Source organism: Neisseria sp. HMSC067G12 (genome assembly GCF_001812725.1).
GTDB lineage: Bacteria > Pseudomonadota > Gammaproteobacteria > Burkholderiales > Neisseriaceae > Neisseria > Neisseria perflava.
The window spans coordinates 69,747-91,177 of the sequence record NZ_KV810212.1 but is presented as its reverse complement, the minus strand read 5'-3'; the positions used below and the strand labels follow the sequence as shown (position 1 = coordinate 91,177).

The following is a 21,431-nucleotide window of genomic DNA, read 5'->3' as shown; positions in this document are numbered from 1 at the left end:
TGCGCCTTGATATAATAGTGGGCGAAATTGGGATTTTAACACAAGCGCTTGTATAACGCGGTAATGCTGTTTGAAATAAAGGCGGTTTTGCTGTATTTCAATTGTAATTGTTTGGTTAATTTACTGAGAGGCCGTCTGAAATATATGGATTTAGCACAATTAGGCAAGCGCAATCATTTATTGGCGGGCTTGTTGCAACAATCGCAACAATGGCGGAAATTGGATGCAAAAATCAAAACGGTTTTGCCGGCCAACCTGCATCCGCATTTTCAGACGGCCTGCGTAGAAGACGGAAGATTGGTCTTGCTTGTCGCCAATAATATGGCTGCTTCGCGTTTGAAAATGATCCTGCCTGCCATGTTGCCCAAGTTGCAAACATTGCATACAGGCGTCAGGGAAGTGGTAGTCAGGGTAGTTCCCAAGCCTCCGGCTCAGCCGAAAACCAATAGTTTGAGATTGAGCGAGGCAGCTTTAGACAGCTTCGATGAGGCGGCAGCCAAATTGGAAGGCAAACATCCCGAATTGGCGGCGGCATTGGCAGAATTGGTGCGCAAGCACAGCCGCTAAAATCATGCCGAATGAGATTATGGTTAATAAATGTTAAAATTTATTTCATTTGACTGATAGCATCTAATACTAAAGAAATACGACCTAAACAGTAACTGTTTTCTTTTAGGTAAACTGATGTAAACTTGGCCTGAAATTTTGATTTCGTGTGAAGTTTGTAGCAAAATAACGCCTGAATTTCTTATCACTCTGCGTGAATAAGTTTAAGTTTGACATTTGTCTTTGTTAATATATTCGCGCGGGTTCTATTAATAGAACTTAACAAGACTCTCATCATTAGGAGATACATCAATGAAAGCTTATCTGGCTCTGATTTCCGCTGCCGTTATCGGCTTAGCTGCATGCTCTCAAGAAGCTGCAAAACCTGCTGAAGCACCTGCTGCTTCCGCTGCTTCTGAAGCTGCTCCTGCAGAAACTACTGCACCTGCCGATGCCGCTCCTGCCTCTGAAGCTGCTCCAGCCGATGCTGCCGCCGCTCCTGCTGCCGGCAACTGCGCAACTACTGTTGAAGCCAACGACGCTATGCAGTTTAACACTAAAGAAATCCAAGTGAGCAAAGCTTGTAAAGAATTCACCATCACTTTGAAACACACTGGTACCCAACCTAAAGAAAGCATGGGTCACAACATCGTCATCGGTAAAGCCGAAGACATGGACGGTATTTTCAAAGACGGTGCCGGTGCTGCTGCAACTGACTACGTTAAACCTGACGACGCACGCGTTGTTGCCCACACCAAACTGGTTGGCGGCGGCGAAGAAGCTTCCCTGACTCTGGATCCTGCTAAATTGGCCGGCGGCGAATACAAATTCGCTTGTACCTTCCCAGGTCACGGCGCTTTGATGAACGGTAAAGTTACTTTGGTTGACTAATCCGCCTCAAGCTCGAAAACAGACAGCCTGCCTTGCGCAGGCTGTTTTGTTATAATCTGGAAACATTAATTTAAGAATAAAACTTCAAAACCATGAATCCGTTTGAAACCAAAAGCGTTACTTTTGCCGAACCCATTGAAATGCTGTACGCCTGTCATGGCAAAGTGCGCCGTTTCTGCAGCCAGGTTGCCATGTTGTCGAACTATATTGCCGAAAACGGCTGCAATCAAATCGTTTTGCAAACCATCCGCCAAATTGCCCAATATTTTAATGTTGCCGCGCCGTTGCACCATGAAGACGAAGAAGAAAATTTCTTCCCGCTTCTATTGCAATATGCGCCGCAAGCTCAAGAAAGCGTTGACGAGCTTTTGCGCCAACATATCAGCCTGCACAACAACTGGGCGGCGGTATCTGCCGAATTCGCCAAACTCGAAGCAGACAACGCCTATATCCCCGATGCGGAAACGTTCAAACGCTTTGTCGCAGGATATGATGTTCATCTGGCGATTGAAGAGCCGCTATTTGATATGGGCAAAACCTTTATCCCCAAAGAAAAACTGACCGAAATCGGCGAAATTATGGCTGCACGCCGCCGCAAATAAGGTCGTCTGAAACAATCGTCTCAAGGAATACACTATGCTGACCCCAAAAAGTTGCGATTTGTTCAATATCCCTTTTTTCCAGTTTTCCCAGCTTAAAAAATACCAGCCTGAAAGCATTCCGCAAATCAAGGCAGACTATAAAGAAAACTGGCAGGTATGGCAGCAGCTAATCCAGCAGGTTGCCGCCGAATTGGGTGCACCGTTTGCGCCGCCGCATATCGAACGCTGGTGTAACGGCTGGCAGGTCCGCGCCCATTTTTTTGCCTATTTCAAATACGAACAATATAAAAATTCCGCAGCGATTTTATCGATTTTGCTGAATCGCCGCCGTTTGAGCGTCAGCTTGGACTGGCATTGCTATAAAGCCGATGTTTCTCCCATTGCGCTGCCTGATTACAACCGCTGGCTGGATAATTTTGATACTGAAAAATACGCTTCCTTCGATATGTGGCACGGTGCGGAAAGCGAATATGACGATTATCGTACCGTTGCCCAACAAAGCGACGGCGATAGAAAGCTTCGAGACGATAAAGATTTCTTCTGTATCGGCAAACACATCGAACGCGATGATTTGGGCAAGCAGGATGTCGCGAAATGGATAGTGGAAACAGTGGAAGACTTACTGCCGCTGTATGAAGCTTGTCATGGAAAATAAATCAGGATGCAGAAAGGGAAACTGCCCATTCAGTATCTTCAAATAAACTCAAGGCCGTCTGAAAATCATATTCAGAACGTTTCAGACGGCCTGTTTCTCAAAGTGAGCAAATATGACCGAAACCCAATCCCTAGAGCTTGCCAAAGAGCTGATTTCCCGCCCGTCCGTTACGCCGGATGACCAAAACTGCCAACAACTGCTGGCCGAACGCCTGCAAAAAATCGGTTTTGCCGTAGAAGAGCTTCATTTCGGCGACACCAAAAACATTTGGTTGCGCCGCGGTACTCAGGCTCCGGTGTTCTGCTTTGCCGGACATACCGACGTTGTGCCGACAGGTCCTGTTGAAAAATGGGATTCGCCTCCGTTTGAACCGACCGAGCGTGAAGACCGTCTGTATGGCCGCGGCGCGGCGGACATGAAAACCAGCATTGCCTGCTTCGTTACCGCCTGTGAGCGTTTCGTTGCCGAATATCCCGATCATCAAGGCAGTATCGCGCTCCTGATTACTTCAGACGAAGAGGGCGATGCGCTGGATGGCACAACCAAAGTTGTCGATGTATTGAAAGCGCGTGGCGAATTGATTGATTACTGTATCGTCGGCGAACCGACTGCCGTGGATAAATTGGGCGATATGTTGAAAAACGGCCGACGCGGCTCGTTGTCGGGCAATCTGACCATCAAAGGCAAGCAAGGCCATATTGCCTATCCGCATTTGGCAATCAATCCCGTGCATACTTTTGCCCCGGCCTTGCTGGAGCTGACGCAGGAAGTCTGGGACGAGGGCAACGAATACTTCCCGCCGACCAGTTTCCAAATTTCCAATATTAACGGCGGCACAGGCGCGACCAATGTGATTCCGGGCGAGCTAAACGTCAAATTCAATTTCCGTTTCTCTACCGAGTCTACTGAAGAAGGGCTGAAACAACGCGTTCATACCATTTTGGATAAACACGGCGTGCAATACGATTTGCAGTGGTCTTGCTCAGGCCAACCTTTCCTGACACAGGCAGGAAAACTGACCGATGTGGCACGCGAAGCCATTGCCGAGATTTGTGGCGTTGAGGCTGAATTGTCCACCACCGGCGGCACTTCGGACGGACGCTTCATCAAAGCCATTGCGAAAGAGCTCATCGAATTAGGCCCGTCTAACGCGACCATCCACCAAATCAACGAAAACGTACGTTTGGAAGATATTCCGAAGTTGTCGGCGGTGTATGAAGGTATGTTGAAACGCCTGTTGAAGTGAAAAGGCCGTACCGTAGGCTTTGAAAAACGATAGGGCGATACGATTCTTTTGCTCTTTCGGTTTTCTCTTAAGTTATCGATAATTGAACAAGGCAAAATATGATTACTCTGCCTTCTTTAAACGAGCTTCCATCAAAGTGGAATGAAATCCGAGAGCAGTTGGAAACTGACTTTCCCGCTACTCTCGAAGCCTTACTGCACGAGCGTCTTACCGAACACGAAGCCAAGCAGTTTGAGCAGGATTTTATTGACTGTATCGGTTGTGCGCCTGAAGAATATGTCCGTATCCGCCGAGCTATCCGACTGTTGGAAACGCGTTATCCTGATAGTCCGAACGAACTGACTGCGGCCGCGGTTGCCACGCCGTTGGGCGAGATGTTGGCGGTGTTCGGCAGCAAGGGTTTGTGTCTGCTGGAATTTGTCGGGCAGAAACATATGGAACAGGAAATCATGGCTGTCCAAAAAGCTTTGAACGGACAGTTTATTTTCCAAGAAAATGAGCAAACGCAACTTTTGCGTCAAGAATTGGATTTATACTTCCAAGGCCGTCTAAAAGTTTTTGCGACGCCTTTGGAAACGATAGGTACAGCCTTTCAGCAGCAGGTGTGGAATGCGCTGCTGACTATTCCTTACGGCGAAACGCGCAGCTACAAGGAGCAGGCGCAACAGTTGGGCAATCCTAAAGCCATTCGCGCCGTTGCCGCTGCAAACGGGCAGAACAAGGTGTCTATCTTGATTCCCTGCCACCGCGTTATCGGTAGCGACGGTAAGCTGACCGGCTACGCAGGCGGTTTGAACCGCAAACAATCGTTGCTTGCCTTGGAGAGAGGCGAGGTTCAGACGGCCTTGTTTTGAGTTTTGATAGAGGATAAGGGGCCATGCTTCGGGCAGGCTTCGCACGTTAAAAAAATTGAGCAGCAGAAGGTCGGTGGAAGCCCGACGAAATCTGCATGGAGAAAAATGTTGGGCAACGCCCACGCTAGAAAAAAGAGAAATAAGACATGAGCCTGAAAAACCGCCATTTTTTAAAACTTTTGGATTTCACGCCGGAAGAAATTACTGCCTATCTCGATCTTGCCGCCGAATTGAAAGCCGCTAAAAAAGCAGGGCGCGAGGTGCAGCGGATGAAGGGGAAAAACATTGCCCTGATTTTCGAGAAAACATCGACCCGCACCCGTTGCGCGTTTGAAGTGGCCGCGCGCGATCAAGGGGCAGGGGTAACTTATCTGGAGCCTTCTGCCAGCCAAATTGGGCATAAGGAAAGTATTAAGGATACGGCGCGGGTTTTGGGGCGGATGTTTGACGGTATCGAATATCGCGGTTTTGGACAGGATGTGGTGGAAGAGCTGGCCAAGTATGCAGGCGTGCCTGTGTTCAATGGTTTGACCAACGAGTTTCACCCGACTCAAATGCTTGCTGATGCGCTGACGATGCGCGAGCATAGCAACAAGCCTTTGAACCAAATTGCGTTTGCCTACGTCGGTGATGCGCGTTACAACATGGCCAATTCGTTGCTGGTGTTGGCTGCGAAACTGGGCATGGACGTGCGTATCGGTGCACCGAAAAGTTTGTGGCCGTCTGAAAACATTATCGAGACAGTGCAGGCTGTTGCCAAAGAGACCGGTGGACGGATTCTGTTGACGGAGAATGTGAAAGAAGCCGTGAAAGGCGTGGATTTTATCCATACCGATGTGTGGGTCAGCATGGGTGAGCCTAAAGAGGCGTGGCAGGAACGTATCGATTTGCTGAAAGATTACCGAGTTACGCCCGAATTAATGGCCGCGGCTGAAAATCCGCAAGTCAAGTTTATGCATTGCCTGCCTGCTTTCCATAATCGTGAAACCAAAGTCGGTGAATGGATTTATGAGACATTCGGCCTGAATGGTGTGGAAGTAACGGAAGAAGTCTTTGAAAGCGAAGCCAGTATTGTGTTTGATCAGGCAGAAAACCGGATGCACACGATTAAAGCGGTGATGGTAGCGGCATTGGGCGATTGAGTTTTGCGCTCAACGCTGCTTACCGCTTCATTTAATAGAGATTAAATAAAGGCCGTCTGAAAGAAAGACTTTCAGACGGCCTTGTTGTTTGATTGGGTTTATTGCCAAATCAGGACTTTGGGTTCGGGCGTCACTTGATAGCCTTCTTGACGCAATAGTTCGATTAAGCCTTTTCCGCTGGGTAAATGGGCAATGCCGACAGCAAAGAGGGTGCTTTGTTTGGCCGATTGCTTGCGGATTTCAGGTAGCCATGCCAAGTTACGGCGGATCAGGAGGTCGTTTTTCAGCCAATCGGACATGGCTTTGGCGTGTTTAGCATCAACACGTTTGAGGGTGCACTGTTCGGTTTCTTCCAAAAGTGGGATGAGTTCTTCAAAGCGGCCTTCTGAATAGGCTTGATGGAGTTTTTTGATATCTTCGGTTTCTTCTTTATTGGTTTTAATGCTGGCTTTCAGAAAGTTGAGCATGGTTTCTTCAGGCTGTGCTTTGAAGATTGCGGAAACTTCGTCCAAGCTTTCTAATGAACTACGCGGTTTGTTGATATTGACTGCTGCGTTGGTCAGCAACATATCTGCACCGGTTTCTGCGCTATATCCTTGGGGAAATGCGCTGCCGGCAAAAACCAATGCTGCCCACGGGTGGAGTTTGTCGGCAATTCTGGTGATGGGTCGGCTTTCTTCATTTTTTGAATAGATTTCTTGTAAAAGACGGAAATCTGTTTTGCCAAGCTTGCGGCTAAGCGGTTCGGTACTCATGACTTCTTTGAAGTATTTTTGATACATTTTTTTCGTTTCCGGACTGCTGTCCGGCAGTGGGTCAATTTCTGTGGTCAGTTGGTTGGTGGATTGCAACAGTTTGACCGCATCGGAAGACAAAGTTTGATTGGTTCGTCCCATGTGGATGGTGCCGAGCAGGTAGGAATCGGGTTGGCCTTCTTTGCTGATTTTCCAAACATTGCTGGTCAGTTTAGGCTGCTGCCAGTTAAGTTCGGCAGGTTTGTTGTCGGGTGAGATCGCGGCGGGTTTGCAGGCGCCCAGGGCGAGGGCAGTCAATGGCACAAGCAGGCAGGCAAGCAGTTTTTTCATGTTTTTCCTTATTGTGGTGTGCGGTAGGCAAGGGCAATTTAGAAATCGAGCAGGTTTTGAACCGGATGTTCGCCCGTTTCGGTTTTTTCCATTTTGCGGTTGCGGATTTTGGCTTTCCTGAGGGATAGAAGGTGCATGACTTGATGCTTTTGGCTGTCGGTCATCTGGAGCCAGTACAAGCGCTCTTCCCGGCTGCGCAGGCAGCCTTTGCAATAGCCTTTGGCATTGGCTTCACAAACGCCGATGCAGGGACTGGGGATGGGGAAAAAATCAGGTTGTTCCATATTTTAAAAGCGTTTGAGACAAGAGACTGGACAAACCAAAATTGCAGACTGCATTCGTATTTGTCTACACACGATCGGTGTATCCAGCAGGGTTCCTAATATCCAATTGAGTTGATCATTTCAATAAGTTTATATCTGCCACCCTAGGCATAAAAAACCTAAGAGAAACCATAAATATATCGCAGAAGAAGTCAGTATCTTCCCTATTTTCAGATTTCTCCAATAAAACCCAAGTAAGAACATTATAAAAATTAAAGGAATTCCAATATAAATATAATATTTAAGCGATCCTAATTCACTGAACACGTTTATAACAGAATAGAGACCGATAAATCCACCTGACCAAAAAACAATTATTGCTGGCCCTAAAAAAATAGCCGTTATTAAATGAGGGAGCAGTATGATTTTTATCCATTCTTTATATTTGTTGTTCATTTTAATCCCAATTACTTCAATGGTATCGTATCGATTCAAATGGGGGAGCAAAGTGTACAGTAACGTCACCAAGAATAATTACGGTATGTTTGGCAGAATCATGTTTTAATACATATTTGGAGTTCCGCTATATTTTGATTTTCAGACGACCTATGTGTAGCCCCAACTATCTGCATTTTATGACTTAATCAGTTTGCGCAAAGACTGATTGTTGTATTTGATATCGGCAATCAGCTGGTCATATTGGTGCATTCTACGGAGCGAGCGGGTAATTAGATAGACCGAGAAAATAATCAAGCTGATGTTCATCAGACTGACCAGTACGAGCAAAGGCCAAACATCAACGGCCTCGTACCATTTCGATGTCGCAATCAGCGCACTGAAAATAGACAAAGGGAGTGCGAAAACGGCAATGCCCGTACGCATGATAGCAAGTGCCGTGCGTTTTTCTGCAAGGAGAAGCTGTACTTGATTGATGCTGAGGATATCGTTTTGCTGTTCGGTAACCATAGGATACGCGCCTATACAAATTAACTTTGAATTCTGATAAAGCGGAAAATATGGTTTTATGTTACCCGAAAGTATTGAAAATAAAAACAAAGGTCGTCTGAAAATTTTTAGACGACCTTATATATTGCGTTCCATCAGGGGCGCATATTCTTAATTCTTGTAAAGCCCCTTAACTAAGCCAGTGAAGGGGCTTTAATTATGCTTATTTTCTATACCGTAAATCCCGAACCAGTATCTTTTCCAAAGTCTTATATCCTCAAAGTTTTCAAGGATATAAATGATGAATCTCAATGTGTCAAAACCCTTTGCTTTCCTATTTCTTATCCAGCTTTAAAACACAAGGCTGAAAATGCCGCAAACGAATGCGGAAGACTTCTAGTAAGGGAATTGATGAATGAGGAATTTAGACGTGAAAGCTTGGGAAGATAAAGCCGTGGCGGTAGGCACAGACATGGCGGCCGCGCCAGCGGACGGCAAGGCTGCGCCAACCGCCGAAGGCTGCCCCCCTAGGCTAATAGGGGGGGAGCAAAATAAAACCCCTAATCCGAAGGGTGCGGAAAAATCGGATAACCAAGATTTTGAGTTTGAATATTTCAGCCATTTCGTATCGGATGGAAAAGGCAAATTCATTGAAATACCGTTAAGAAGAGGAAGGGATGACGGTGCATTTATTGACCAAATCACTTTCACAATTCATGAAGACAGTTTGCCTAAAGTAACAGGTAAAGGATTGGTATCAGATACAGAATTTATTGTGAAGTATAGCGAGCTGTTAGAAGAAATTTTAGGTTTTGGTATTACCCAAAAACTACCGTTCAAAGGAAAGTTTTTCTATAAAAGCTGTTACCAACTCGGCCCGGATAACGTCGAATATGGCAAGGTTCATTACGGCGGTCAGCGAGAAACAATGCTGGTTGAATTGAATGGTACAGGTTGCCAGGCTGCTATACCCGGTTGGGAAAACCGACTGTATGAGTTTTTAAGTAAGTGCATACGTCCAAAAATTACCCGTGTTGATGTGGCCCATGATTTTTTTAACGGCGAATACACACCCGATCAAGCATTACTTGATCATGATAACGGTCATTTTGACGTTCATAACATGAGGCCAAAAAGCGAATGCCGCGGTACTGCATGGCGCACTGATGATGGTAGCGGCAAAACATTTTATGTAGGTAAACGCGGCAATTCTAAATTCACTCGAGTTTATGAGAAAGGAAAACAATTCGGCGATGTCAACAGTCCATGGGTCAGGTTTGAAACTGAATTTCGGGCAGGCGATATAGAAATCCCCTTAGATGTTTTGCTTTATCCCGGTTCGTATCTTGGTGGTGCTTACCCGATATGTTCGGCGATATTCAAAACAGAAGCCAAGCGGATGGATGCCAAGACAGAAACAGTAAATTTATCTTTCGATCATAAACTGTTCCATGCGCGTAATCAGGTAGGAAAGATGGTTAATTTACTCCGCGATATAGGCTGGGATGATACAAAAATTGTCGATGAACTTGTAAAAGGCATTGAAGGTTATCCCAAAGGTTTACAACCTGAACAATACGACTGTAGAGATCAGACACAAAAGATTCAGTATATACACGAAGAGCAAAAAGCAATTGATGATTTGAACATGCAAACATTACTTGATGATTTGCTTGATGAGAAAGAAACCGCATTCCCACAAGATAGGGAAAAACAACACATTAAAGACATCGAACTCGAAGAGAAAATTATTTCAAATTTTTTAAACAAGTAAAGGAAATTCAAAATGTTTGAGCAAAGCCAAGTAACCACGTATTCAGCAACCTTGTTGGGTGCAAAACAATTTAAAGGCGAAATCGACGGTAACAAAATCGATTCTTGCACAGTTTTGGTAGCCAGCCCAATGCCGTCAAACGGCAATGCCGTAGGCTTTACCGCAGCAAGCATGAAATTTGGCGATAGCCATAATTTCGAAAAGCTGAAAAATCTCAAGTTCCCATGCGCGGTTGATGTAACCGTAGCAATGGAATCAACAGGTAAAGGCCTCGTTCCTAAATTGCTTGATTTCCAAGTTAAAGGCGCAGCGCCCAAAGCCTAAGGAAGGCTGGATCATGAGTAAGTATCAGCAAAAATTTATTGTTCAAGAACTTGAAAATCATGAATTCATCTATCCCGATCCATTCGGCGATATTGGTTTCACGCCTAACATTAAATCTGCCGGTCAATATGAAAGTTATGAAGATGCTTTCAGTTCGGCGATTGAAGAAATCGGCGGCGAATTTTTAATTTTCAGTTTTTATACAAAAGAAGATTAATTTTAAGAGGCTCGGCGGGCGGTCTCTAAAACCTTCACATAGCCCGCAAACACATTTTTTTAAACATTTCGTAAAGGAAAACATCATGAAATTGATGAATACTTGCCGTAAATACGGCGCAAAATTGGCTGTTGCTGCCGCTGTTCCATTGGCTTTTGCTACTCAAGCATGGGCTGAAGTTCCTGAAAGCGTTAAAACCGACTTGGAAACTGCAAAGACTGACGCATTATCTGTTGCGGCAATCGTACTGGGTATTATCGCTTCAATCTTCGCTATCCAGCTGATCCGCCGCGTATTGCGCTAATTTGAAGCATATTTCAGACGACCCCTTAAAGGTCGTCTGAATACTAATTGACATGAGAATTTAAATAATGGGCTACCAAGTCGGAAATAATTGTTACGCAACCCGTCAGGATGCCGAAAACGTCTATTTCAGTTTAGTGCCTCCCAAAATTGGTGATGACGGAAAGCTATATCAGCTTAATTTTACTAAGTTTGGCTGGAAATATGGGGAGCAGATTTTAAAAGCTGAATTGCCAGAATGTAACCCGATAGACAGCATGAAAGACGGATCCTATATAGGCTGGTCAGTTGTTGCCATCATGGCAGCGGTTTGGGGTATTAGGTTGATATGGCAGAAATTGAGGTAGTACCATGATGGATTTTTATTTTTATCTTGGTGTGTTTGTTCCGGTCGTGGTGGGCTGGATGATTTTTAAATAGGTAGTGATAGGTAGTGATATGGACGATGATTTTTAGTATGAACAAGGGGCTAGTTATGGTGGAGCAGATTATGGCTTCGGTGATTTTATGGAGCCTGACTCTGATCATGAAACGCACGAAGATTATATGGATAGGGTTTGGTCAGATGGTTATGACCAACATCAGGATTATTTAATTTTTCTGATTGATGCCGGTCTTATGCCAGAAGATAGTACGGTTGAAGACATGATAGCTAGTGGTTATGGTTCGTTTTAATGAAGAAGCGATATAATCTAACTTTCAGCAACCATTACGAAAGTTAGATTATGTTTTATATTTCAGAAGAAGAATTGAGATTTAAAAAAGATACGAATCCTAATTATTCAAATGAAAAATTGTGTCATGTGTTTATGACTGAATTATTCAATTTGAAAAATTTGTATCCGTTCCATAATTTTATTGAGATTGCAAAAAACGCAATGCAATATTATTTGAACAGAAGTTACTTAGATGAAGTAATTGTATTTTTTGAAGATTGTTCAATTCTGAAAGTGAATTTCAAAAAAGATGGGTTTGAGTGGTCTGAACATTATGATGAAGATATTACAACGGCTTTTTATTACGGTCGTTATACTTTTAGGGTTTAATTTTTCGTTCGCTGATGTCGACATACACGTTGAAAAAAATGGTCGTATGCGTGTACCGGCTGGCGGATTTAATCAGAATGGGATACGCCCTTGGATGTATCTTGATAATAATGGACCTAAGTTTCATCATGAATATGTTTCAAGATTTGATAAATCACTTCACGTCCGTGAAGCCTCCACCGGTCTCCGCTCTGCCTCAACTGTCCCCGTAACTATTGAAGCTCAAGTTTCCCGAAAAGCCGTCCTATCTGGTGCATTTGGCCTTGTAAAAAGAGGTGCAGCATTAGGTTCTCGATTAAGCGGTTGGGGTACAGCTGCTTATTTTGCCTACGAAGCATATCAAGCTGTTAATCCGTCCTTAGAATCTGCTGGCTATGAGTTTAACGATGTAAGTGGCGAATTTTTAAAAGTATATAAAGATGCGTTATGTACAACTGAAAAAGATTCTTGTGTGGGGGTTGATTCTTCAGTTATGCGAGCTTTAAGCAAAGGCGGAGTGAGCGAGAAGCAAGCTCAACAACTATTAGTAATGCAAGTTGAATCTGAATTTAAAAAATATTTTGATACTGTAATAAAACCAAATGAACCTGAGATTTATTTTAAAAATTGTTTTTGGCTTGATGGAGTAGCCTGCGAAACTAGTAAACCCTCTAGATATGGTTATTATTTTCAAAATGGAGCTTTAACGAAAACTTTAGAAGAGGATGAATTTTTAAAGATTGCCACTTCTATAATTGATGGCAACCCTACCCCCTTTGTTGAAGGCGCTGGTAAACCTGAATACAAAGAAAATATAAAAGTCCCTGCCGGAACAGTCGTAACCATTGGCCCTATCACTCCAGAAAACGGCAAGCCAGTGCAAATTACCATAACTTTCGGCAAAGACTCCAACGGCAATACAACGGCAGAAGTCGCAACTACTCAACGTCCCGATCTGACACCGGGCGGATCTGAAGCACCCAATACCAAGCCTGATCCAGATCCTACGCCTAATCCTGACGGAAAGCCTGATAAAAAGCCGGATGATAAACCCGATTCCGATGATAAGCCTGATAAACGTCCAGATGATAAACCTGATCCGGATGATGATCCATCTGATAAAGATAAAGACAAAAGAAAAGAAGACAAAAAAGATGACAAGAAAGAAGAATCCAAAGGGTTACTCTGTAATATTTTCCCTGACATATTAGCTTGTTCAGAAAAAGGCGATGTAGAGGAACAAGAAGAACCTTTCAAAATTCCTCATACAAATAACGATACAACATTTAGCACTGATTTCTTCCTACCCGATAATGGTGTTTGCCCTGCTCCAAGAACTGCAACCTATTTGGGCATAACCATGGAATTTAAATATGACATGATTTGTAATTTTGCCGAAATGATCCGATTTCTTGTGATTGGTATCGCTGCGGTAGCAGCAGCATATATCATGTTTTCAAGTAGAAAGGACTAAAGCATGAAAGCTGCGTTTTTCGCCATATTACAAAGGCTATTAACCTATATTGTTGCAAAAGTATTTATTGCCCTTGGCATTAGTTTTGTAACTTATACAGGCTTTACAGTTGGATTAGGTTTTATAAAAGACTACGTAAAAAATCAGTTCAACTCAATGCCATCAGACATTCTTCAAATTGTCATGATGGCAGGTTTCGGCCATGCATTAGGTCTGATATTCGGTGCATTTGCATTTAACGTTGCTATGCAAAGTATTAGCAAACTGTCATTTATTCCAGGGGGGAAAAGCTAAATGATTATTTTACAAACTGGCGTACCAGGTAGCGGAAAAACTAGCTCTGTCGTCAATATGCTGATGACAGACGAAAGCTACACACATTTTACTGATAAAGACGGCGTAAAGAAAAAACGTCCGTTGTTCGTCAACGGCATTCCTGAATTGAAGATAGAACATGAAGAACTTACAGATGAACAAATTAAAGAAAAGCCATTTCAAGTTTTTCTCCCTTATGGCTCGCTCGTCATCATAGATGAAGCGCAAAGGCTGATGGGCACACGTTCAGCCGCTTCAAAAGTACCTCCATTTATAGAAGCTTTGGCATTACATCGACATCATGGTTTAGATATTGTGCTGATTACTCAACATCCAACTTATCTTGATAGTTTCGTAAGAAAGCTCGTTCAAAGGCATATGCACGTTTCAATCAAGCCAGTGGGACGTAAGCTTTACGAATGGAACGAATGCGTTGACCAGCCCGATAGCAGCGTAAATATTGCCAAAGCCATTGAGCGGACGTTTGTCGTCCCTAAAAAGTCCTTCGGCATGTATAAATCCGCCGAAGTACACACTAAGCCTAAACGCCGCATACCCAAAAGCCTGATATTCGTCGTCTTGTTTATACCGCTGTTGATAGGCTTTACCCTTTACACGATAAACAACATGAGCAAACGATTTAGCGCGGATGAACAGCAAACAACGTCAACAATAGCCGCATCCGATGTAGATGGCGTAGAACCAAAAACTAGTCCTGCGACTGCCGATATAGGGCAAAATCTCAAACCTGAAGATTTTGTACCTACACTCGTCGAAAAACCCGAAAGCAAACCCATCTACAACGGCGTCCGCCAAGTCAAAACATTTGAATACCCTGTTGGCTGTGTCGATGGCGGCAAAAGCGGATGTACCTGTTACTCAAGCCAGGGCACACCGCTGAAAGAAATCACAAAAGTCATGTGCAAAGACTACGTCAAAAATGGCTTGCCGTTTAACCCGTACAAGGACGAGCATCAAACCGTACAACAGCCACAAACAGCACCGCAGACAGCCTACGCGCCTGAAAATGGATAAGTGCTTACGATGGGCGGTAAAAGCCCTCAAAATCTGATGTATGACGGCTATGTTGAAGCAGGCGAAACAACAGGATTCCAAAACGGTGCAAAGGTCGGCAGTTAAGAGATATTTATTTAATTGTTGATGTAGCCTAAGCGGAATCAACGGTTAAATAAATATCAACGGGGTGCGGGAACTCCCGCCTTTTTGAAATTGGGTAAATTAAATTGAAACCTGTAAATCGTTTTAATTAAGACGGTTTACAGGTTTTTGTTTAAGCGCAAAACAAAAGCCTGGGCGGTTTAGACAGTATAACGACCAGAGTTAAAAACTGAGGAAAAGATATGTCGAACCGTCCAATTACCTTAAAGATTGAATATCATCATAGCCGTATCAGGCTGAATAAATAAGGAAAATGAAATGAATGTCATAGGGTTTGACGTATCTAAAGACACGATAGACGCAACATTGATTACAACTAAAGGAAGCAAAGACTATATAAAAATAGCCAACAATACAGAAGGATTTGAGAATCTGATTAATTGGATAAAAACAAAACGAATTAGAAAAATTGCCATAAGTATGGAAGCAACAGGCATTTACTATGAACAGGCGGCAGAATATTTGAGCGCGCTATATACGATCTTTGTTATCAATCCCTTAAAAATCAAAGAATACGCAAAAAGTCAGTTTAGCCATACAAAAACAGATAAAGCAGATTCAAAACTTATTGCTGAATTTGCAAACCGACATTTAGACAAACTGACACCGTTTAGGCCGTCTGAAAATCCAATACTCTACAAACTGATAAATCTGCTGCAACAACTAAAAGAACAGAAAAAAGAAACACAAAACAGGTTACATACTGCAAAAGACATCTACATAAAATCAACCCATGAAGCAATCATAGAACTGCTTGAAGAAAAAATAGATCAGACATCAAAGCGGATAGAAGGCATGATAAAGCAGAAAGAAAGTCTAAATATCGAATATCAAAACCTGCAAACCATCCCGGCAATAGGAAAAGAAACTGCAGTAATCCTACTAAGACACTTGACAGATAAAAATTTTGAAACAGCAAATAAATTTGTAGCCTTTGCCGGCCTAAGTCCAAAAATTGAACAATCAGGGACAAGTGTCAATAAAAAAGGCAGATTGAGCAGATACGGACACCGGCAATTAAAACGCGCCTTGTTCATGCCTGCCATTGTTGCCTACCGTATGAATGCATTTCCTCAACTTGTCAGAAATTTGGAAGCGGCAAAAAAGCCTAAGATGATAATCATCGTTGCACTAATGCGGAAATTGGCAAAAATCGCCTTTTATATACACAAGACTAAAAAGCCGTTTGATAAAGCGCGACATCAGACTGTTTAACGAATTTATACAAAACAAAACGGCTGTAAAAACAGCCGTTCTTTGTCGTTTCTGTTGGAAATGCAATAACTAAATACCTATTAAAAACAGAAACATAATAAATTAACTTATTTTAATAATTGACAGGCCAATATATCATCTTTTCCATTCCTGTTTATACGGTTTGCGAGTATTTGGCTTTGGTTTCTTTATGGCGCAAATGGTAGTCGAACACCATGGCGATGTTGCGGATCAGGAAACGGCCCTTCGGTGTCACGGTCAGGCTGTGCGGTTTGAGACGGACCAGGCCGAGGGTTTCAAGTTGCTTCATATCTTCCAGTTCGGCTGCAAAATAGCGGCTAAACGGAATGCCGAACACGCTTTCGTAAATTTGATAATCAAGCGAGAAGCGGCACATTAAATCCTGAATAATGTTGCGGCGCAGGATATCGTCTTGATCAAGCTGGTAGCCGCGCATAATCGGCAGATGTCCGGCATCAAGAGCGGCGTAATAGGCATCGATGTCGCGCTCGTTTTGGGAGTAGGTGCTGCCGATTTTGCCGATAGAGGACACGCCGATCGCTACCAAATCGCAGTCGGCATAGGTTGAGTAGCCTTGGAAGTTGCGTTGCAGGAAGCCTTCTTTGAGGGCGATGGAGAGTTCGTCGTCAGGTTTGGCAAAGTGGTCCATGCCAATGAAAACGTAGCCGCGCTCAGTCAGGGTTTGGACGCAATATTGCAGCATATCGAGTTTTTCTTCGCTGCCGGGAACGACATTGGTGTCGATACGGCGTTGCGGTTTGAAGATATGCGGCAGGTGGGCGTAGTGGTAGAGGGCGAGGCGGTCAGGGTCAAGCGACAAGACCGTGTCGATGGTGGTTTTGATGCTTTCGGTGTTTTGGTGCGGCAGGCCGTAAATCAAATCGACACTGACGGATTTGAACCCTGCTTCGCGGGCGGCATCGATGACTTCTTTGGTTTCTTCGTAACTTTGGATACGGTTGACGGCTGCCTGCACTTTAGGATCGAAGTCTTGAATGCCGACACTCATGCGGTTGAAACCGAGTTTGCCCAGTTTGAGGACGGTTTTGCGGCTGACTTTGCGCGGGTCGATTTCGATGGAGTATTCGCCGTTGGGGATGAGCTGGAAGTATTTGCGGATCATTTCGAAGACGCGTTCGAGTTGGTCGTCGCTTAGGAATGTCGGCGTGCCGCCGCCGAAGTGGAGTTGCGCAAGCTGGTGTCGTCCGCCTAAATGCGGTGCCAGCAACTCCATTTCTTTTTCCAGATACTGGATATAGGCATCGGCACGGCTTTTGTCTTTGGTAATGATTTTGTTGCAGCCGCAGTAGTAGCAGATGGTATTGCAGAAGGGGATGTGGATGTAGAGTGAAAGGGGTTTGTTGAGCGCGCCCATGTTACGCAGGTTTAAAGCTTGGATATATTCGGCTTCTTTAAAGCCTTCATGGAAGCGGTCGGCGGTCGGATAGGATGTATAACGTGGACCGCTTGATGGCAAACTGGCAATCAATTCGCGGTCGAATTCCGGTAATTCATTGTTTGTGTTAGTGTTATTTGAGATAGGGATGATTTTCATGGTCGGGGCTTGTAGTATGAAGTAAGGAAATTAGGGAAAATTTTAGTCAAAATTTCGATAGTTTGGTAGAATGCCTCATAATGATATGCCAACTTTGACATGGGTCAATAGTTATTCGGCTTCATCAGGGATTGAGAGAACTAAGCAAATTAAAGGTGCGTTATGGCCACACACAATGCAACACATCAAATGAAAACCTTGTGTTCCACATGTTCTTTACGCGAGCTGTGTTTGCCTGTCGGACTGATGCCTAACGAATTTTCACAATTAGACGCGGTTATCCGTCAAAGCCGCCGTCTGAAAAAAGGTGAATACCTGTTCCGTGCCGGCGAGCCGTTTACCTCTTTATTTGCCATCCGTGCGGGCTTCTTTAAGACAACAGTTGCCAGCCAAGATGGACGAGATCAGGTAACCGGCTTTTTTATGTCGGGCGAGCTGATCGGTATGGATGGGATTTGTTCCCATATTCACAGCTGTGATGCTGTGGCTTTGGAAGACAGCGAGGTATGCGAGCTTCCGTTTACACATATTGAAGAACTTGGTCAGGATATTCCCAGCCTCCGTTCTCACTTTTTCCGCTTGATGAGCCGCGAAATTGTCCGAGATCAGGGCGTTATGCTGCTTTTGGGCAATATGCGCGCTGAAGAGCGATTGGCAGCATTCTTACTCAATCTGTCTCAGCGTCTCTATTCACGAGGTTTTGCCGCCAATGATTTTATCTTGCGGATGTCGCGTGAGGAAATCGGCAGCTATTTGGGGCTGAAACTGGAAACAGTCAGCCGCACCTTGTCTAAATTCCATCATGAAGGCTTGATTTCTGTTGAACACAAGCACATCAAAATCTTAGATGCGACAACCTTGAAGAAAATGGTTTCTGGTTGTTCGCACGCTATCTGAATCTTAGGCCGTCTGAAATATTTCAGACGGCCTTTTTAACAAGAATTAAAGAATAATTGTTAAGTTACGCAAGTTATAGTCAGATATTAAATTGAAAAATCTTCAACAACCGGCGTGTACAGAATGCGGTCGACTACTTCTCTGGTCAGTTTCGGTGCAAACATCTGGATAAAGTCATACGCGTAACCGCGCAGGTAGGTATCGGTGCGTAAGGCTATCCAAGTGGGTGATGGTTCAAATAAGTGTGCCGCATCAATCAGCTGTAAATCTTGATCGACCGCAGGATCGTACGCCATTTTCGCCATTAAACCAACGCCCAAGCCTAAGCGGACATACGTCTTCAATACATCTGTATCGGCAGCCGATAAGGCAACATCAGGTTGCTCAATATGCGCTTTATTAAATGTACGCGCAATGCTGCTGCCGGAATTAAAAGCAAATTCGTAAGTAACTAGCGGAAAAGAAGCTAAATCTTCAAGGCTTAAAGGATTGCGGCAGTCCAAAAGAGGGTGATCGTGCGGAACAATCACGGCATGGTTCCATTCGTAGCAGGGTAGTTTGCCCAACTCGGGGTGATCGTCAATGCGTTCGGTAATAATTGCCAAATCTGCTTCTCCGCTGCTGACCATTTGGGCAATGGCAGAAGGGCTGCCTTGTTTGATGGTCAAATTGACTTTAGGGTAGTTTTTGACAAATTCCGCAACGATTTTGGGCAAAGCATAGCGCGCCTGGGTATGCGTTGTCGCGATGGTTAGCGAGCCGCTGTCGTGATCGGTAAACTCGCTGCCGATATTTTTAATGTTTTGTACATCACGCAAAATCCGTTCCGAAATCTCTAATACGGCTTTGCCCGGTTGCGAAACGGAAACCACACGTTTGCCGCTGCGGATAAAAATTTGGATACCCAATTCTTCTTCAAGCAGGCGGATTTGTTTGGAAATGCCGGGCTGGGATGTAAAAAGCGCATCGGCAGCCTCGGAGACATTCAGATTGTGCCGGTAAACTTCAAGGGCGTAACGTAATTGTTGCAGTTTCATGGTGGCAGTATCGGATACGTTGTTATTGTGGATTTTGTGCGACAAACGGCATGTAATTTAACATATTTTGCCCAGTTTTGCCCCGAGTTTTGAAAATGGTTGTTTTTAATGAAAATATCTTTTAATGATATGAAAACAGGAAATTCAGGAAAGAAGAGGGAAAGGGGTTTTGTTGTTTTTGTACAACTTTAGGTAGGTGAATTGTCTGATTTTGCCCTAAATTAATGACACAAGATTGATTTTTCGGCATGATTAACTACTAGGAAGCAGGCACTTCATAATTGTTTGAAGGCATCGAGTATTGACAGTTTGCCTTGCGCTTCTTTATAGTGCAACCTGATATATCCGATTTGCCGCTGTTTTGATACTGCGGCCTGTATATTGGTACTTTGCAGCGGTTGCTTTCCTAGTCCGCCGCATAACAATTTGATGAGGGAATAAAATGACCAAACAGCTGAAATTAAGCGCATTGTTCGTTGCCTTGGTTGCCTCTGGCACCGCAATGGCCAGCGAAGCGCATACCAAACACGGTTACACCGTAAGCAGCCAATCTCAAGAAATCGTTCGTAATAACTACGGCGAATGCTGGAAAAACAGCTACTTCGACAAAGCTACCCAAGGCCGTGTTGAATGTGGTGACCGCGAAGCAGTTGCTCCTGTACAACAAGCTCCTGAGTATGTTGATGAAACTGTTTCTCTGTCTACTAAAACTCTGTTCGGCTTCGACAAAGACAACCTGCGTCCTGAAGCTCAAGAAAACCTGGACTCTTTGGCTCAACGCCTGAGCAACAAAGACGTACAAACTGTACGTGTTGAAGGTCACACTGACTTCATGGGTTCTGAAGAATACAACCAAGCTCTGTCTGAGCGTCGTGCTAACGTAGTTGCTAACTACTTGGTAGGCCATGGCGTTGCTTCTAGCAAAATCTCTGCAGTAGGTCTGGGCGAATCTCAAGCTCGCATGACTGCTACTTGTGAAGCTGAAGTTGCTAAACTGGGCAAAAAAGTTTCTAAAGCTAAGAAACGTGCTGCTCTTATCGCTTGTATCGAACCTGACCGTCGCGTTGATGTTAAAATCCGCAGCGTTGTTACTCGTCAAGTTGCTCCAGGTCAAACTATCGAAGGTCAAGGCGAATTGCCTGCTACTGATGAAGGTTGGATCCCAGCTCCTTACAATGGCGTTCACGGTTACGCTAAACCTTAATCGGTTTTTGAAAAATGCCCTGCATATTGCAGGGCATTTTTTTATGGTTTATATTTGAAGAGTCGGGGAATTCATGATTCAAAATAAAAGGCCGTCTGAAAGACTTATTTTCAGACGGCCTTTTATTAAGACAGATTAGTTTGACTTGGGCCATTTCCATACGCAAACAGCGGCGAGTATTGTACAAATCAAAAAGATGATACTGGATAAGCCGTGCCAAACGCCGAATGTTCCACCTACTAGGGACAGTAACCAGTTATCTAGTCCGTACTTGTGTGCCTCGATAACCGGCGTAACCAAAAGATGATTACAGGCTAAGAGTAGCCAAAGTACCAATATCCACCAAGAAAGTAAGGCCAGCTGCCGTCTGAAAAAGGCATAGGCTGCGCCAAAAATAACTAAGCCACAAAGTGCTGTAATAGCAAATAAAATGCCGGCAATTTCTCCTGCCAGCATTTTGGGCAGGATGCGGAATAGGATAGGGGCAGTAACATAGCCTGCTGTCAGCTGCATACCAAGCCACATGGCGGCAGCGGTTTGGATAATTTTGTATAGTAGATTCATTATGCTTCTCCTGTGAAGATTTTATTTTCTTTGATTATGGTGTTTTTAGGTACAGCAAAAGGCCGTCTGAAAATGTTTTCAGACGGCCTTTTGTTTAT

At 44.2% G+C, this 21,431-nt stretch carries 25 protein-coding genes; 19 read left to right on the top strand and 6 right to left on the bottom strand.

Annotation, left to right across the window (positions count from 1 at the left end; translation table 11 throughout):
• Positions 1-144 precede the first annotated feature (144 nt).
• The 7 genes from HMPREF2871_RS07980 (at position 145) to argF (ending at position 5,936) form a co-directional block, all read left to right on the top strand.
• A complete protein-coding gene (locus tag HMPREF2871_RS07980; RefSeq protein WP_070629763.1) occupies positions 145-567 on the top strand; it encodes a DciA family protein in 423 nt (140 codons plus the stop codon).
• A 291-nt stretch (positions 568-858) separates the two neighbouring features.
• Positions 859-1,437: an azurin gene (gene azu / locus HMPREF2871_RS07975; protein ID WP_003748712.1), complete on the top strand. Its 579-nt coding sequence runs from the start codon at positions 859-861 to the stop codon at positions 1,435-1,437.
• A 92-nt stretch (positions 1,438-1,529) separates the two neighbouring features.
• Positions 1,530-2,039, top strand: coding sequence for a hemerythrin domain-containing protein (locus HMPREF2871_RS07970; RefSeq protein ID WP_004519620.1), 510 nt, complete (start codon positions 1,530-1,532; stop codon positions 2,037-2,039).
• Positions 2,040-2,073: 34 nt separating this feature from the next.
• A complete protein-coding gene (locus tag HMPREF2871_RS07965) occupies positions 2,074-2,694 on the top strand; it encodes a glucose-6-phosphate 1-dehydrogenase family protein (protein ID WP_004519621.1) in 621 nt (206 codons plus the stop codon).
• A 112-nt stretch (positions 2,695-2,806) separates the two neighbouring features.
• Positions 2,807-3,940, top strand: a complete 1,134-nt coding sequence (dapE, locus tag HMPREF2871_RS07960) for a succinyl-diaminopimelate desuccinylase (RefSeq protein WP_004519622.1) — start codon at positions 2,807-2,809, stop codon at positions 3,938-3,940.
• 98 nt (positions 3,941-4,038) lie between these two features.
• Positions 4,039-4,794 (top strand): methylated-DNA--[protein]-cysteine S-methyltransferase, encoded by a 756-nt coding sequence (locus HMPREF2871_RS07955; protein ID WP_004519623.1) that lies wholly within the window; start codon positions 4,039-4,041, stop codon positions 4,792-4,794.
• 146 nt (positions 4,795-4,940) lie between these two features.
• Positions 4,941-5,936: an ornithine carbamoyltransferase gene (gene argF, locus HMPREF2871_RS07950; RefSeq protein WP_004519625.1), complete on the top strand. Its 996-nt coding sequence runs from the start codon at positions 4,941-4,943 to the stop codon at positions 5,934-5,936.
• A gap of 98 nt (positions 5,937-6,034) precedes the next feature.
• On the opposite strand, the gene HMPREF2871_RS07945 is transcribed toward argF, so the two are convergent.
• From HMPREF2871_RS07945 to HMPREF2871_RS07930, 3 genes are all read right to left on the bottom strand, one after another.
• A complete protein-coding gene (locus tag HMPREF2871_RS07945) occupies positions 6,035-7,021 on the bottom strand; it encodes a TraB/GumN family protein (protein ID WP_004519626.1) in 987 nt (328 codons plus the stop codon).
• A gap of 38 nt (positions 7,022-7,059) precedes the next feature.
• Complete coding sequence (locus HMPREF2871_RS07940; protein ID WP_004519627.1) at positions 7,060-7,305, bottom strand: DUF1289 domain-containing protein; 246 nt, start codon at positions 7,303-7,305, stop codon at positions 7,060-7,062.
• Between the two features lie 612 nt (positions 7,306-7,917).
• A complete protein-coding gene (locus HMPREF2871_RS07930; protein WP_004519629.1) occupies positions 7,918-8,250 on the bottom strand; it encodes a hypothetical protein in 333 nt (110 codons plus the stop codon).
• Positions 8,251-8,701: 451 nt separating this feature from the next.
• Between HMPREF2871_RS07930 and HMPREF2871_RS07925 the strand changes: the two genes are divergently transcribed.
• From HMPREF2871_RS07925 to HMPREF2871_RS07885, 10 genes are all read left to right on the top strand, one after another.
• Positions 8,702-10,003 carry a replication initiation factor domain-containing protein gene (locus HMPREF2871_RS07925; RefSeq protein WP_161799808.1) on the top strand — a complete coding sequence of 434 codons (1,302 nt, stop codon included), beginning with the start codon at positions 8,702-8,704 and terminating at the stop codon, positions 10,001-10,003.
• A 12-nt stretch (positions 10,004-10,015) separates the two neighbouring features.
• Entirely contained in the window at positions 10,016-10,327 is a 312-nt protein-coding gene (locus HMPREF2871_RS07920; RefSeq protein ID WP_049344888.1) for a hypothetical protein, read from the top strand.
• Between the two features lie 13 nt (positions 10,328-10,340).
• Positions 10,341-10,544, top strand: coding sequence for a hypothetical protein (locus HMPREF2871_RS07915; RefSeq protein WP_049336678.1), 204 nt, complete (start codon positions 10,341-10,343; stop codon positions 10,542-10,544).
• A gap of 85 nt (positions 10,545-10,629) precedes the next feature.
• Positions 10,630-10,848, top strand: coding sequence for a major capsid protein (locus tag HMPREF2871_RS07910; RefSeq protein WP_049344887.1), 219 nt, complete (start codon positions 10,630-10,632; stop codon positions 10,846-10,848).
• Between the two features lie 67 nt (positions 10,849-10,915).
• Positions 10,916-11,194, top strand: a complete 279-nt coding sequence (locus HMPREF2871_RS07905; protein ID WP_036472918.1) for a hypothetical protein — start codon at positions 10,916-10,918, stop codon at positions 11,192-11,194.
• A gap of 160 nt (positions 11,195-11,354) precedes the next feature.
• Complete coding sequence (locus HMPREF2871_RS11900; protein ID WP_161799807.1) at positions 11,355-11,522, top strand: hypothetical protein; 168 nt, start codon at positions 11,355-11,357, stop codon at positions 11,520-11,522.
• A gap of 315 nt (positions 11,523-11,837) precedes the next feature.
• A complete protein-coding gene (locus tag HMPREF2871_RS07900; protein ID WP_070629761.1) occupies positions 11,838-13,346 on the top strand; it encodes an IgG-binding virulence factor TspB family protein in 1,509 nt (502 codons plus the stop codon).
• 3 nt (positions 13,347-13,349) lie between these two features.
• Positions 13,350-13,640, top strand: a complete 291-nt coding sequence (locus HMPREF2871_RS07895; RefSeq protein ID WP_049344885.1) for a DUF2523 domain-containing protein — start codon at positions 13,350-13,352, stop codon at positions 13,638-13,640.
• The gene (locus tag HMPREF2871_RS07890) at positions 13,641-14,696 is read left to right on the top strand and encodes a zonular occludens toxin family protein (RefSeq protein WP_049344884.1); all 1,056 of its coding nucleotides are present in this window, start codon (positions 13,641-13,643) and stop codon (positions 14,694-14,696) included.
• Between the two features lie 402 nt (positions 14,697-15,098).
• On the top strand, positions 15,099-16,055 hold the full coding sequence (locus HMPREF2871_RS07885) for an IS110 family transposase (RefSeq protein WP_049344883.1): 957 nt from the start codon (positions 15,099-15,101) through the stop codon (positions 16,053-16,055).
• Positions 16,056-16,209: 154 nt separating this feature from the next.
• On the opposite strand, the gene hemN is transcribed toward HMPREF2871_RS07885, so the two are convergent.
• Positions 16,210-17,631, bottom strand: a complete 1,422-nt coding sequence (gene hemN, locus HMPREF2871_RS07880) for an oxygen-independent coproporphyrinogen III oxidase (RefSeq protein WP_004519630.1) — start codon at positions 17,629-17,631, stop codon at positions 16,210-16,212.
• Positions 17,632-17,793: 162 nt separating this feature from the next.
• On the opposite strand from hemN, the gene fnr reads away from it, so the two are divergent.
• Complete coding sequence (gene fnr / locus HMPREF2871_RS07875) at positions 17,794-18,528, top strand: fumarate/nitrate reduction transcriptional regulator Fnr (protein WP_039862092.1); 735 nt, start codon at positions 17,794-17,796, stop codon at positions 18,526-18,528.
• Between the two features lie 86 nt (positions 18,529-18,614).
• Here the strand turns inward: fnr and HMPREF2871_RS07870 are convergent, their stop codons facing one another.
• Positions 18,615-19,565 (bottom strand): CysB family HTH-type transcriptional regulator, encoded by a 951-nt coding sequence (locus HMPREF2871_RS07870; protein WP_049344882.1) that lies wholly within the window; start codon positions 19,563-19,565, stop codon positions 18,615-18,617.
• Between the two features lie 442 nt (positions 19,566-20,007).
• Here HMPREF2871_RS07870 and HMPREF2871_RS07865 point away from each other — a divergent pair, with 442 nt between their 5' ends.
• Positions 20,008-20,769, top strand: coding sequence for an OmpA family protein (locus HMPREF2871_RS07865; protein WP_049344881.1), 762 nt, complete (start codon positions 20,008-20,010; stop codon positions 20,767-20,769).
• A 135-nt stretch (positions 20,770-20,904) separates the two neighbouring features.
• On the opposite strand, the gene HMPREF2871_RS07860 is transcribed toward HMPREF2871_RS07865, so the two are convergent.
• Complete coding sequence (locus HMPREF2871_RS07860; RefSeq protein WP_004519635.1) at positions 20,905-21,333, bottom strand: DUF4149 domain-containing protein; 429 nt, start codon at positions 21,331-21,333, stop codon at positions 20,905-20,907.
• Between the last annotated feature and the right edge of the window lie 98 nt (positions 21,334-21,431).